At 47.9% G+C, this 12790-nt stretch carries 15 protein-coding genes and 1 riboswitch; of the genes, 8 read left to right on the forward strand and 7 right to left on the reverse strand.

Features of this window, described 5'->3' with window-relative positions; all coding sequences use genetic code 11:
* The first annotated feature begins 163 nt into the window (after nucleotides 1-163).
* On the forward strand, nucleotides 164-1045 hold the full coding sequence (gene htpX / locus D6029_RS21820) for a protease HtpX (RefSeq protein ID WP_120066815.1): 882 nt from the start codon (nucleotides 164-166) through the stop codon (nucleotides 1043-1045).
* Nucleotides 1046-1090: 45 nt separating this feature from the next.
* On the opposite strand, the gene D6029_RS21825 is transcribed toward htpX, so the two are convergent.
* Nucleotides 1091-2467, reverse strand: a complete 1377-nt coding sequence (locus D6029_RS21825) for an MFS transporter (RefSeq protein WP_120066772.1) — start codon at nucleotides 2465-2467, stop codon at nucleotides 1091-1093.
* 178 nt (nucleotides 2468-2645) lie between these two features.
* Here D6029_RS21825 and kdgR point away from each other — a divergent pair, with 178 nt between their 5' ends.
* The gene (gene kdgR, locus D6029_RS21830) at nucleotides 2646-3437 is read left to right on the forward strand and encodes a DNA-binding transcriptional regulator KdgR (RefSeq protein WP_120066773.1); all 792 of its coding nucleotides are present in this window, start codon (nucleotides 2646-2648) and stop codon (nucleotides 3435-3437) included.
* A 65-nt stretch (nucleotides 3438-3502) separates the two neighbouring features.
* Here the strand turns inward: kdgR and D6029_RS21835 are convergent, their stop codons facing one another.
* Entirely contained in the window at nucleotides 3503-3745 is a 243-nt protein-coding gene (locus tag D6029_RS21835) for a YobH family protein (RefSeq protein ID WP_120066774.1), read from the reverse strand.
* Nucleotides 3746-3904: 159 nt separating this feature from the next.
* On the opposite strand from D6029_RS21835, the gene mgrB reads away from it, so the two are divergent.
* The 6 genes from mgrB (at nucleotide 3905) to rlmA (ending at nucleotide 8391) form a co-directional block, all read left to right on the forward strand.
* Nucleotides 3905-4048: a PhoP/PhoQ regulatory lipoprotein MgrB gene (gene mgrB, locus D6029_RS21840; RefSeq protein ID WP_120066816.1), complete on the forward strand. Its 144-nt coding sequence runs from the start codon at nucleotides 3905-3907 to the stop codon at nucleotides 4046-4048.
* A 73-nt stretch (nucleotides 4049-4121) separates the two neighbouring features.
* Nucleotides 4122-4412 (forward strand): YebO family protein, encoded by a 291-nt coding sequence (locus tag D6029_RS21845; RefSeq protein ID WP_120066775.1) that lies wholly within the window; start codon nucleotides 4122-4124, stop codon nucleotides 4410-4412.
* Nucleotides 4413-5154: 742 nt separating this feature from the next.
* A complete protein-coding gene (locus D6029_RS21850; protein WP_072009398.1) occupies nucleotides 5155-5298 on the forward strand; it encodes a DUF2627 domain-containing protein in 144 nt (47 codons plus the stop codon).
* Nucleotides 5299-5311: 13 nt separating this feature from the next.
* A complete protein-coding gene (gene cspE / locus D6029_RS21855) occupies nucleotides 5312-5521 on the forward strand; it encodes a transcription antiterminator/RNA stability regulator CspE (protein WP_001062678.1) in 210 nt (69 codons plus the stop codon).
* A 233-nt stretch (nucleotides 5522-5754) separates the two neighbouring features.
* Nucleotides 5755-7500: a peptidoglycan glycosyltransferase FtsI gene (ftsI, locus tag D6029_RS21860; protein ID WP_120066776.1), complete on the forward strand. Its 1746-nt coding sequence runs from the start codon at nucleotides 5755-5757 to the stop codon at nucleotides 7498-7500.
* Nucleotides 7501-7563: 63 nt separating this feature from the next.
* Nucleotides 7564-8391, forward strand: a complete 828-nt coding sequence (rlmA, locus tag D6029_RS21865; RefSeq protein WP_120066777.1) for a 23S rRNA (guanine(745)-N(1))-methyltransferase — start codon at nucleotides 7564-7566, stop codon at nucleotides 8389-8391.
* Here rlmA and mntP read toward each other — a convergent pair.
* The 5 genes from mntP to manX all read right to left on the reverse strand — a co-directional run bounded on the left by mntP (nucleotide 8383) and on the right by manX (nucleotide 12585).
* Nucleotides 8383-8955 carry a manganese efflux pump MntP gene (gene mntP / locus D6029_RS21870; RefSeq protein WP_120066778.1) on the reverse strand — a complete coding sequence of 191 codons (573 nt, stop codon included), beginning with the start codon at nucleotides 8953-8955 and terminating at the stop codon, nucleotides 8383-8385. The genes rlmA and mntP overlap by 9 nt on opposite strands.
* A 2-nt stretch (nucleotides 8956-8957) precedes the next feature.
* Nucleotides 8958-9163, reverse strand: a riboswitch (yybP-ykoY riboswitch).
* Between the two features lie 198 nt (nucleotides 9164-9361).
* Complete coding sequence (locus D6029_RS21875) at nucleotides 9362-9820, reverse strand: DUF986 family protein (protein WP_120066779.1); 459 nt, start codon at nucleotides 9818-9820, stop codon at nucleotides 9362-9364.
* A 57-nt stretch (nucleotides 9821-9877) separates the two neighbouring features.
* Complete coding sequence (locus D6029_RS21880; protein ID WP_120066780.1) at nucleotides 9878-10732, reverse strand: PTS mannose transporter subunit IID; 855 nt, start codon at nucleotides 10730-10732, stop codon at nucleotides 9878-9880.
* A 12-nt stretch (nucleotides 10733-10744) separates the two neighbouring features.
* Entirely contained in the window at nucleotides 10745-11542 is a 798-nt protein-coding gene (locus D6029_RS21885) for a PTS mannose/fructose/sorbose transporter subunit IIC (protein ID WP_120066781.1), read from the reverse strand.
* Between the two features lie 74 nt (nucleotides 11543-11616).
* Nucleotides 11617-12585, reverse strand: a complete 969-nt coding sequence (gene manX, locus D6029_RS21890; protein ID WP_120066782.1) for a PTS mannose transporter subunit IIAB — start codon at nucleotides 12583-12585, stop codon at nucleotides 11617-11619.
* Between the last annotated feature and the right edge of the window lie 205 nt (nucleotides 12586-12790).

Raw genomic sequence — 12790 nt, forward strand, 5'->3', positions numbered from 1 at the left:
TTTTTTTTACCTCTATCAAGCCGCGTAAATCAACCTCTTCCTCAATGTAAAGTTATGTATTATTAACCACTTGGACACGATGAATGCTTGAAAATGGCAAGCTTGCCCCTACGATGTGGGGTAACGCAGAATGCGTATGTTTAACCGAGGTAAAAAGAAAATTATGATGCGTATCGGGCTTTTCCTGTTGACCAACCTTGCAGTCATGGTCGTATTCGGGCTAGTGCTAAGCCTGACGGGGATCCAGTCGAGCAGCGTACAAGGTCTGATGATCATGGCGGTGTTGTTTGGCTTTGGTGGTTCAATCATCTCATTGCTGATGTCCAAATGGATGGCGCTTCGTTCAGTCGGTGGGGAAGTGATTGAGCAGCCACGTAACGAAACTGAACGCTGGCTGATGGACACGGTTCGCCAGCAATCACAGCAAGCGGGTATCGCCATGCCACAGGTGGCTGTCTACCATGCGCCTGACATTAACGCGTTCGCCACTGGCGCACGTCGAAATGCATCACTGGTTGCGGTGAGTACCGGCCTGTTGCAAAACATGAGCCGTGATGAAGCGGAAGCGGTAATCGCTCACGAAATTAGCCATATCGCTAACGGTGACATGGTCACCATGACGCTGATTCAGGGCGTGGTGAACACCTTTGTTATCTTCATTTCTCGTATCATCGCGCAGGTAGCCTCTGGCTTCTTGTCCGGGAATCGTGATGAAGGCGAAAGCAACAACGGTAACCCGTTTGTCTATTTCGCGATTGCGACGGTACTGGAATTGGTGTTCGGTATTCTGGCGAGCATCATCACCATGTGGTTCTCACGTCACCGTGAATTCCATGCGGATGCCGGTTCTGCAAAATTGGTAGGTCGTGAGAAAATGATTGCTGCGTTGCAGCGTCTGAAAACCAGTTATGAACCGCAAGAAGCCAGCAGCATGATGGCGTTTTGCATCAATGGTAAGGCTAAGTCAATGAGCGAATTGTTCATGACTCACCCTCCGTTGGATAAGCGTATTGAAGCGCTGCGTAATGGCGAATATCTGAAGTAGCCTTAAGCAACGAAAAAAGGCGTGCCATCGCTGGCACGCCTTTTTTTATATTTGCGGGATACGAGACTGTGACATCCGTAAGCTACTGACAATGGCGGCGAGAGTGGCAAAACTGCCAGCCAGTAACAGCGAAGCGTGCGTTCCGTGCGTGGTGAAGAGGTTGAACATCAATGCAACCAGGGCAGCACCGCAACTCTGTCCGAGCAATCGAGCGGTGCCTAACATGCCGCTGGCTCCGCCGCTGCGATGACGCGGTGCAGCAGAAATAATGGTGTGGTTATTCGGCGACTGGAACAGACCAAAACCGACGCCACATAAGAACATTCGCCAGATGATATCGATATCTGTCGGGTTGTGCGGTAACAGCGCCAGCGCAAATAAACCAAAGGCCATCACCGTTAATCCAATCCCTCCCAGCAATCCCGCATGAACTCTTTCAATCAAATGCCCGGCGATGGGAGCCATGATCATCGTCGCAATCGGCCATGGTGTCAGCAGCAGGCCGGTTTCCACTTCACTGCGTCCCAGCGTCGATTGCAGGAAGAAGGGAAGAGAAACCATGGCGAGCATTTGTGCGGCAAAAGAACAGACTGACGTTCCCATAGATAGCGAGAAAAGCGGGATACGCAGCAGATCCACGGGTAACAAAGGGAAGGGGAGTTTGAGCTGTCGGCGAATAAAGAAGAAGCCAATCACCACTAATGCTGCCAGTTCTCCGAGAATCAGCCAACCCGATTGCCCTTGGGCAAAGCCGCTAATCGCTGAAATCAACAATCCAAACGTTAAGGCATTCATGATAGCACTTGGGATATCGAAGCGCTGGCCCTGGGATTTTTGCTGGTTTGGCGGCAGAAAGTGCAGTGCCAGTAGCAGTGCAATGATGCCAATCGGGACGTTAATCAAAAACAGCCATTTCCACGAGGCAACGGAAAGAATAGCGGCGGCAATGGTTGGCCCGGCAGCAGACGAAACGGCAACAATAAAGGAGTTTATTCCCATCCCACGGCCAAGGTATTTCTGCGGGTATATTAGCCGAATAAGCGCGGTATTAACGCTCATTAATGCGGCGCCACCGAAACCCTGAAGTACGCGAGCAAATGTCAGCATGGGCAATGAATTCGATAACGCGCAAAAAAGCGATGTCATACAAAACAGAATTAAGCCGCATTGATATACCCGGCGATAGCCGAAAATATCCCCAAGGAACGACATAGAAAGTAACGAAACAATTATCGCGATTTGATAACTGTTCACAATCCAGATGGATTCCGCCGGGCTGGCATTCAACTCTCGGGCAATGGTGGGAAGGGCGACGTTTGCTATTACGCCATCAAGCACGGCCATGGTTATACCTAAGGCGATGGCTAAAATAGCACCATAGCGCTGCGGTAATGGCAGCCCGTCAGCAAGGGTTTTATCCATAGGAAAGTTTGGTTTCACGGGGGCAGTATTCGGAGAGAAATAATAATAGCACTAAATTTACGGGATATGTCGCAGATTTGTAACGAAATAGAATAGATTCGTTGCGATGACATGGTAGTCAACTTATACTAAAAACCGGTTCTGATTTTTATAAAACAAATGCGATCGAGGTGATTTAATGGCAATCGCAGATCTGGATAAACAACCTGATTCTGTCTCTTCTGTCCTGAAAGTTTTTGGCATCTTACAGGCTCTTGGCGAAGAACGCGAAATTGGTATCACTGAATTATCGCAACGCGTAATGATGTCGAAAAGCACCGTCTATCGCTTTTTGCAGACCATGAAATCCCTGGGTTATGTCGCTCAGGAAGGCGAATCTGAGAAGTACTCGCTGACGCTCAAACTCTTTGAATTGGGTGCGCGTGCGTTACAAAACGTAGACTTGATTCGTAGTGCAGACATTCAGATGCGCGAACTGTCGCGTCTGACAAAAGAAACCATCCACCTGGGTGCGTTGGATGAAGACAGCATTGTCTATATCCACAAAATTGATTCAATGTACAACCTGCGCATGTATTCGCGCATTGGTCGTCGTAATCCGCTTTACAGTACGGCGATTGGTAAAGTGTTGCTGGCCTGGCGTGACCGCGAAGAAGTGCGTGAAATTCTTGCTGATGTGGAATATACCCGTAGCACCGAACGCACGATTACCAGCACTGACGAATTATTGACAGTTCTGGATACCGTTCGTGAACAAGGTTATGGCGAAGATAATCAGGAACAAGAAGAAGGTTTACGCTGTATTGGCGTACCGGTATTCGACCGTTTCGGCGTTGTCATTGCCGGCTTGAGTATTTCATTCCCGACGCTGCGTTTCTCTGAAGATAGACTCCACGAATATGTGGCAATGCTTCATGATGCTGCGCGTACTATTTCTGAGCAGATGGGTTATCACGAATATCCATTTTAATGGTATTTGATGAAATATTAAACGCCGCTTAATTGCGGCGTTTTTTTGCCTCAGTTTCTAAGCGTTTACTGCCCGTCGTCGATAACATTGTCACTTTTACGCAATACAGGGCAGTCACTAAGCCCGATAATCCCGCTCTTAGTATGAATAAACTGTGCAGTGGTTATATTTCGCGCAGTCAGATATTTGCACTGCAAACCCAAACCTGCTGCATTTTCATGACTTCCAATCAGAACACCGTAGCCTGAGAGCAGCAAACCGATCCACAAAAGTGCTATGACGATAATCGCGCGGATCAAAATACGCATAGATGCCTCTTATTATTAGGTTAATAGACCTCTAAGCGTAGCGGCTATACTTACAGTAGCAATATGATGATTCTTAAATAATATCTACGCTGATGTTACGCAATGTTTAAGGTCTATATGCCAAACTTAGCCTCAAATGGTTACGATATGGAGAGAGTAGTGAGAAAGTACAGATGGCTAATTTTGGTTGCGGTTTTCTTAGTCTGCCTACTGTTATGGACCCAAATGGTCAATGTGATGTGCGATCAGGATGTACAGTTCTTCAGCGGGATTTGCACGATTAATAAATTTATCCCCTGGTAGTGTCTTTTTATCCGCAGGAGGCTTACCTTGTGCCGTGGCAAGTGTAGAATACGGGTTTTCCTGAGGTGGTAAGATGAACGAATTAAGTATTGGCGCGTTGAATATCGTTTCCCTGACAGTTTCACTGGTGGTGTTGGTTATCGGCCTCGTAAGCTGGTTCTTTGTTAACCGTGCTAGCAGTCGTACTAATGAGCAGATTGAGCTGTTGGAAGAGTTGTTAGATCAGCAAAAGCGTCAGAATGCGCTGTTACGCCGTTTGTGCGAAGCGAACGAGCCGGAAGTTGTGAAGGAAGAAGCAGAAGCCATTAAGAAAGAAGACGACGAAGAAGAAGACGATTTTATTCGTCTGGTTGCTGAGCGTTAATCGCGGCACCCCTATCACTGTTTTGATCCTTTCAACTCTCATCACCCAATCGACGGTTTTTGCCATCTGGAATCCCACTAGCAAAAACCGGGTGATGTGAACATAGACGAAAAGCGTACAAAGTTCAGAATCTCCTCTCCTGAGGAGAGTCATGCTGCTCACAACATGTTGGGTTGGTCAAAACTTGTTCTTATTGGAATCAATTTTTATAATCACATAAAAATCTTAATGCGATATTCCGCGCATTTCTCAGACAGTTTTATTTACCGGCGAATATAGCGAAACGTTTTTATTGCATCATTGTGAAGCAAGGTGTCATTAAAGTTTCATTATTTTGGTGCAATATAAACAATTAATCGCTCAAGCTTTATTCACCCAGTGATTTTGACTATTTCAATTATCTCATTGATACTTTTCTAACCAAGTCTGCATTGTTCATTTTTTGAATAGCTATGCTAAAAAAATCATAAAGATAATGTCATTATTCAACACTTTTCTACACATCACCTGGACGAATAGATATCTTTGGGCTATGGTAAAAACGTTGTTTACGGTCTGCGTTTGATTGCCCGGAATCACAGTTGGCTGGTGCTAATTCTATGCATTTAATGTGCATTTCATTTTCACTAACAATAGCGATTTCTGAATTTGTGCGACAGATCGATACATACCGAAAAATGGCTTGCCATTGATTGCGTAGTATGTGATAACACTTTGGGTTAAACGAGGTACAGTTCTGTTTATGTGTGGCATTTTCAGTAAAGAAGTTCTGAGTAAACACGTTGTCGTTGAATACCGCTTCTCTGCCGAGCCTTATATTAGTGCCTCATGCAGTAATGTCTCTGTTTTAGCTAAGTTATGCCTGCGGGCGAAGAAAACAATCTAAGGAATTTTGCAAAATGGCAAAGATTAAAGGTCAAGTTAAGTGGTTCAACGAGTCTAAAGGTTTTGGCTTCATTACTCCTGCTGACGGCAGCAAAGACGTGTTCGTACACTTCTCTGCAATCCAGGGTAACGGCTTCAAAACTCTGGCTGAAGGCCAGAACGTTGAGTTCGAAATCCAGGACGGCCAGAAAGGCCCTGCAGCGGTTAACGTAACTGCTATCTAATTCCGTTGAATTAGACCTGGCGCGAATAACGCCAAATTCTGATGAAAGCCCCGCTCTTGTAGCGGGGCTTTTTCATGGCTGAAACTTAATCATTATTTTTCAAACTGTTACTGGAAACCTTAGCCAGTTATGTCTTGTAGCAAAGCAGCGCATCTTGTAGCACTGTTCCTGTCTGGTTACTTTCTCCCTTATGTTTAAATTTTCAATCGCTTAGTGCTTGTTAAGGATTGAATGTGAGAAAAATCGCCCCTGGAGTCGTGGGTAACTTTATTCAGTGGCGTTTTGCTCTGCTTTGCATCGCTATCTTCATGTGTCTGGTGTTCTTATTAGGGCGCGTTGCCTGGCTGCAAATCATCTCCCCAGACAACCTGGTCAAGCAGGAAGACATGCGTTCCCTGCGTGAAGAATCCGTCATCGTACCCCGTGGCATGATTGAAGATCGTAATGGTCGGCCATTAGCGGTCAGCGTACCGGTGAAAGCGATTTGGGCCGATCCGAAAACGGTGATGGAAAAAGGTGGCGTGCAGATAAGTAGCCGCTGGCAGGCGTTGGCGACAACACTAAATATGCCGCTTAATGAAATTGCCGCGCGCATTCGTCGTAACCCAGCCGATCGATTTATCTATCTCGCCCGCCAGATTGATCCGCAACAAGCACAATATATTGAGAGTTTAAAACTGCCTGGCATTTCTCTGCGTGATGAGTCACGGCGTTTTTATCCTGCAGGCCATGTTGCAGCGAATTTGCTTGGCTTCACGAATATTGATGATCAGGGCATCGAAGGAATAGAAAAGAGCTTTAATCGCCAGCTGACAGGCAAGGCGGGCGAGCGGTTAGTCCGTAAAGATCGGCATGGTCATGTTATCGAAAACATCACCGAAACGCCTCCGAACCCGGCGCACAATTTAATGTTGAGCATTGATGAACGGCTGCAAACCGTGACCGAAGATGCGTTGAGCAATGCAGTTTCCTGGAACAAAGCCGAATCCGCCGCCGCCGTTATTCTTGATGTGAATACTGGCGAAGTGTTGGCGATGGCGAGCTGTCCGACGTTTAACCCAAATAATCGTGATGGCGCCACGCTGAATGATTTCCGTAACCGCGCCATCAGCGACACTTTCGAGCCGGGTTCAACGGTCAAGCCGATGGTGATTATGACTGCCTTGCAGCAGGGAATTGTGCGCCCTGATAGCGTGGTGGACACCCATCCTTATGTCATTGACGGTCACCGTATTCGCGACGTCGGCTATTATCCGCAACTTACGCTAACCGGTATTTTGCAGAAATCGAGCGATACCGGCGTGTCACACCTTTCCCTCGCCATGCCCATCCAAAAATTGCTGGATACCTATAAAAACTTTGGTTTCGGTATGCCGACAGGTTTAGGCCTGACCGGGGAAAGCAGCGGGCTGATGCCGCATCGCAGATTTTGGGGCGAGTTGGATCGCGCCACGTTTTCTTTTGGCTACGGCTTAATGGTCACGCCTCTGCAACTGGCCCATGTTTACGCCACAATCGGCAGCTACGGTATTGCCAGACCCCTTTCAATTACGCGTGTTGATCCGCCGGTCGTTGGGCAAAGAGTGATGTCTGAAGAGATCACGCACCAGGTTGAACATATGATGGAAAGCGTCGCGCTGCCGGGTGGCGGGGGAGTGAAAGCGGCGGTGCGCGGTTATCGTGTGGCAATTAAAACCGGGACGGCCAAGAAAATTGGCGATGATGGTAAATACATCGATAAATACATTGCGTACACCGCAGGTGTGGCTCCGGCCAGCAACCCGCGCTTTGCGCTGGTGGTGGTGATTAACGATCCTGAAAACGGGGCATATTACGGTGGCGCAGTCTCAGCCCCGGTATTTAGCCAGATAATGAGCGATGTCCTGCGACTGGAAAACATCAAACCTGATGGTTTACCCGCCGGGGACGCAAATGTCACGGTGTTAAATCAGCCTGCCGGGGGTAACTCTGCTGGTTAGTTACTTTTCGAAACAGGGCGTTTAGCGTTACACTTGCGCCCTTTACGATTGCCCGGAGTTTCTATGTCCTATCTTTGCCCGCTTTGTCACGCACCACTCGCTCCCGAAGGGCGGAGTTTTGTTTGCCCGCAAGGTCATCAATTCGATAAAGCGAAAGAAGGATATGTGAACTTGCTGCCTGTTCAGCATAAGCGCTCCAAAGATCCGGGTGACAGCACAGAAATGATGCAGGCACGCAGAGCATTTCTGGATGCCGGGCATTATCAGCCGCTACGTGATGCCATTTGCCAGATTTTAGAACAGACCGCTCCGGTGACATTATTAGATATCGGCTGTGGGGAAGGGTATTACACCGCCGGTTTTGCGGACATTGTCGCAAAGCAAAATGGGACAACCTGGGGATTGGATGTCGCGAAAGTGGCCATTCGCTACGCGGCAAAACGTTATCCGCAAGTGCAGTTTTGCGTCGCTTCCAGCCATCGCCTGCCTTTTGACGATAACAGTCTGGATGCGGTGGTGCGGATTTTCGCGCCATGCAAAGCCGAAGAGTTAGCGCGCGTAGTTAAACCTGGCGGTATTGTGATAACGGCAACGCCTGGCCCACGTCATTTGATGCAGTTGAAAGGCTTAATCTATGACAATGTGGTACTGCATAGCGCTGAATCTGAATCTTTGCCGGGGTTTGTCGCTGAAACCACGCAACAGATTGGCTGGCCGATGACGTTAAAAGGGAATGAAGCGGTGGCATTACTACAGATGACGCCGTTTGCCTGGCGTGCTCGCCCGGAAGTCTGGCAAGCACTGGAAACCGAAACGGCGTTCAATTGTGAAACTGATTTTGTGATTCGCGTCTGGCGACGCGAATCCGAGGTTTGCGAAGATTTAGCTTAACGCGCTGAAATGGCTATAAAGAATCTGACAGCCAATCCCGATTAGCACCACACCGCCGAGGATCTCGGCGCGTTTACCCAGCAGCGGGCCAATAAAACGGCCCAGCATCATACCCAGCGTCGACATGATCATGGTCGCGCAGCCAATCGCCAGCGCCGTTTCAATAATGTTCACTTGCAGGAAAGCCAGACCCACACCGACCGCCATCGCATCAAGGCTGGTGGCGATAGCCGTTGTTACAAGCAACCAGAAACCATGGCGTTGTAGCTTGGGGGCTTCTTCGTCATCGCCGCCGCGCACACCTTCATAAACCATTCGGATACCGAGAAATACCAGCAAGACGAAAGCAACCCAATGGTTCCACTCGAGCACCACCTGACTGGCCAACAGACCCAAACACCAGCCGATAAGCGGGGTGATCGTTTCAATAACGCCAAAGATAAGACCGGTGCGTAAGGCTTCGGAGAATTTAGGTTTATGGAGTGAGGCACCTTTCCCGATTGATGCAGCAAACGCATCCATCGACATGCCGAAAGCGAGAATAATAGTAGCGGAGAGATTCATTAAAACGCCTCAGTTGGGAATATCCATATACACGCATTCCATCCCCAACTAAAACGATGGCTACGTGCCTATGGTCTCGCCTACTCAGTGTTTGAGTCGTACATGCCACGTTATATTTCTGATTAAAGTTCATCTAAACCAGTAACGAGTATGTTGACATGTACATTTTCGCAATCGCGAAAATCGGCTACTCCCCAACGACGGGCGCAACCTTAACATATTATTCAAAGATAAAACAATATTTGAAGACTATTATTGTTGACATTTAAATGATAACGATTTTCATTTGCTGTAATAAGTAAGAAAAACGTTAAAATAAAAGCACACTAACTGTGCGAAATAGCATCGGCTATATTTATGAACTGTACAAAAAATATAAGAATATAGCCTTTGCTATTTCTTCAATCTATTGATTATTAACCATTAACTTATAAATTTTTTCCAGGTCATCAATATCTTTGACCCGAATAAGTAAACGGCGTTGTTCCAGTTGCATAACCAGAACACCGTCTTCAGATAAATTCATTTCTTTAATTCGCGAGTATAAAATCCAGACATTTGCAAAGAAGAAGCCTTCGGATTTGAATAGCAATTTGGGTTGGCGAATCCATGAAATATAAATAGCTAATAAAGCCAGCGCAGATAATAACCAGGTGGTGAGTGCGGTGCCGTGAGTCGTGACGTTGTTATAGATGAGGATGGCGACCAGACCAACAAAGATGGTGCTGTCGATACGATTGCGGCGTAGTAGGGTGATTTTTAACAGGGTTTTGCCCTTGAGCTTATCCATGATGAACTCGTCATAAATCGCCCAGCCAAGCAAGAGAACAATGAATACCAGTAAAACCACATCTGTTAACGTCATGACACCTCCCAAAATAAAAAACCGGGGGCAGGCCCCCGGTTGTACTCATACAGTCAATTACAGACCCAGCAGGCCGATAGCATAACCGACGATACCGATAACGAAGAAGCCCATGATGATCCACAGCGCGTTGACTTTCTTACGCAGCAGCCACATACAGGCAAACGTTAACAGCAGCGGCACAAGGCCAGGCATCAGCTGATCAAGAATGGTTTGAACCGTGGTCACTTTAACTGCGCCGGTCTGGTCGGTTATCTTCGACACGACCAGCGGTATATTAACGTGCGTCCACTTGTTGACCAGCGCCCCCATGACAAACAGGCCGAGAATTGACGCCCCCTCTGTCAGTTTTTGCAGGAAACCGCCGCCCATATCTTTAACGATATCAATACCCTTGCGGTAACCATAAGCCACACCGTAATAACGAGTCAGCAAACGTACTGCGTTGAACAGGATGAAGAACAGCAGTGGCCCAAGCAGGCTACCGCTCATCGCGATACCGGCACCCAGCGCTGCGAATACTGGACGTACAGTACCCCAGAAGATTGGGTCACCGACACCAGCCAGCGGCCCCATCAAACCAACTTTGATACCGTTAATGGCACCATCGTCAATTTCTGCACCGTTTGCACGCTGCTCTTCCATTGCCAGCGTTACGCCCAGAACAGGTGCTGCAACGTATGGATGGGTGTTAAAGAATTCCAGGTGACGTTTAATCGCTTGTTTACGCGCGTCGTTGTTCTCAGGATACAGGCGTTTGATGGCCGGAATCATGGAGAAGCAGAAGCCCAGCGCCTGCATACGTTCGAAGTTCCATGAACCCTGGAACAGGTTCGAACGCATGAACACTGCACGAATATCACCAGGGGTGAGTTTCTTCTCGGTAGTCGTTGTTTTGGTGGTATCAACCATTTCGCTCACCTATTAATCTAATTCGTTATCGAGATCGTTAGAACCAGCAGCACGCGCCGGGGCTGCGCTACGGTTGTATTTCGGGCTTAACTGGATGTACAAAATTGCCATCACAGCACCAATCACACCCAGAGCAACCAGGTTGAAGTTGGTGAAAGCCGCGGTAACGAAGCCAAGATAGAAGAATGGCATCAGGTAGCCTGCGCGCATCATGTTGATGACCATCGCATAACCTACTACCACAATCATGCCGCCGGCGATGTTCAGACCGCTGGTGACCACTTCAGGAATGGCATTGAGCAGGTTCTGTACTTCGCTAGTACCGACAGAAACAGCGACGATAACGGCAGGGATGGCGATACGCATTGCTTGCAAGAACAGGGAGGAAACGTGAATCCAGGAGAGCGCCGATAGGTTGCCACTTTCGGCCGCCTTATCTGCTGCGTGCTGGAAGCCCACGGTAATAGTACGAACAATAATGGTCAGAACCTGGCCTGCTGCTGCCAGCGGGATAGCCAACGCGATACCAGAACCGATGCCCTGGTGTCCGGCGATAACCAATATGGTTGAGATAATCGACGCAAGCGCCGCATCGGGAGCAACCGCCGCACCGATGTTCATCCAACCCAAGGCAATCATTTCTAACGTACCACCGATAATAATACCGGTTTTCATATCACCGAGTACCAGACCAATTAAGGTACAGGCGACCAGCGGACGGTGGAACTGAAATTCATCGAGCACCGACTCCATACCGGCAATACAGGCTACGACAAACACCAGCACAATCTGAAGAGTGGTAATCTCCATTGTACTTCTCCTTAAACGTGTGACTTATGTGTGAAAACTGTGCAAAACGTTGATTGAGCAAATTACCTGCGTAATTAGCTTTTCACCTTCGCGATCAGATCCATCATTTTCAGTTTTTGATCGGTAGAAACTTTACGCGCTTCCAGCTCAATGCCGCGCTCGTTCAGTTTCTTGAAGGCTTCAATATCTTTTTCATCGACAGAAATCGCGTTGTTCACCTGGGTTTTACCCTGGCGGAACGCCATACCACCGATATTCACTGACTTAATATTCACACCACCTTCCACAACGCGTTCAACGTCGGTTGGGTTGGTGAACAGCAGCATCACACGGTCGCCTGCATATTTCGGGTTGTTGTAAACGCGGATCATCTTAGCGACGTCAACCACGTGCGCCGTCACGCCAGGAGGAGCAACTTGCGTCAACAGTGTTTTACGCACGGTATCGGCTGCGACTTCATCACTCACAACAATAATACGCGTAACGTTGGTTTCTTTGGTCCAGCGGGTGGCGACCTGGCCATGAATTAAACGGTCATCAATACGTGCCAGACCGATATTCATGTAGTCATTTGGACCCATTGGTTTGAGCGGTGCAGCAGCTTTAGGTGCAGCTACGGGCGCAACGGGAGCGGATTTTTCAACAGGTTTAGCTTTCAGGGCTTTAACCCCTTCACGCCCTGTTTCAACAGCGATTGCCACTAACTCATCAAACGAAGGGTTATCATCACGGGCCATCAAGGTTTCAACCAGCATCGGAATATTGACCCCGGCGACGACCTCGTAATGCTCTTTATCGACGACAATACGGCTTGCCGCATTGAACGGGCTTCCGCCCCAGGTATCGACGAGAAACAGCACACCTTTGTCTGTGTTCAGGTTTGTCAGTTGAGCGTTGTACTTCTCGATTAGAGTTTCGGCGTTTTCACCGGGAACGAAATCTATCCAGCCAACGTTTTCTTGTTCGCCCAATAGCATTTCTGCGGTTTTCAGCAATTGTTCTGCTGCCCAGCCATGCGTGCCTATGACAATAGCAATAGTCACTTGCTACCTCCTGTGTTGGTATAGCCACACCCTTAATAGGTGTTTTGTAGATTATCCGTTTCTTTAGCGAATCGATTCAGATAACGGTATGAGTAAAGATGTGTAACTTAAGACGGATTTATTTTAGTCAGTGAAAAAAATATTTTATGTGATGAAGATCCGTAATTTAGCTTTGCTACCAACTTAATGTTTCGCGAGACAAATT

The sequence above is a fragment of the Buttiauxella izardii genome (assembly GCF_003601925.1).
Classification (GTDB): Bacteria; Pseudomonadota; Gammaproteobacteria; order Enterobacterales; family Enterobacteriaceae; genus Buttiauxella; species Buttiauxella izardii.

Bases quoted from the DNA above. Each gene is read 5' to 3' on its own strand.
- htpX (WP_120066815.1), top strand. From the start codon at position 164: ATGATGCGTATCGGGCTTTTCCTGTTGACCAACCTTGCAGTCATGGTC.
- D6029_RS21825 (WP_120066772.1), bottom strand. From the start codon at position 2,467: ATGGATAAAACCCTTGCTGACGGGCTGCCATTACCGCAGCGCTATGGT.
- kdgR (WP_120066773.1), top strand. From the start codon at position 2,646: ATGGCAATCGCAGATCTGGATAAACAACCTGATTCTGTCTCTTCTGTC.
- D6029_RS21835 (WP_120066774.1), bottom strand. From the start codon at position 3,745: ATGCGTATTTTGATCCGCGCGATTATCGTCATAGCACTTTTGTGGATC.
- D6029_RS21845 (WP_120066775.1), top strand. From the start codon at position 4,122: ATGAACGAATTAAGTATTGGCGCGTTGAATATCGTTTCCCTGACAGTT.
- D6029_RS21850 (WP_072009398.1), top strand. From the start codon at position 5,155: ATGTGTGGCATTTTCAGTAAAGAAGTTCTGAGTAAACACGTTGTCGTT.
- cspE (WP_001062678.1), top strand. From the start codon at position 5,312: ATGGCAAAGATTAAAGGTCAAGTTAAGTGGTTCAACGAGTCTAAAGGT.
- rlmA (WP_120066777.1), top strand. From the start codon at position 7,564: ATGTCCTATCTTTGCCCGCTTTGTCACGCACCACTCGCTCCCGAAGGG.
- mntP (WP_120066778.1), bottom strand. From the start codon at position 8,955: ATGAATCTCTCCGCTACTATTATTCTCGCTTTCGGCATGTCGATGGAT.
- D6029_RS21875 (WP_120066779.1), bottom strand. From the start codon at position 9,820: ATGACGTTAACAGATGTGGTTTTACTGGTATTCATTGTTCTCTTGCTT.
- D6029_RS21880 (WP_120066780.1), bottom strand. From the start codon at position 10,732: ATGGTTGATACCACCAAAACAACGACTACCGAGAAGAAACTCACCCCT.
- D6029_RS21885 (WP_120066781.1), bottom strand. From the start codon at position 11,542: ATGGAGATTACCACTCTTCAGATTGTGCTGGTGTTTGTCGTAGCCTGT.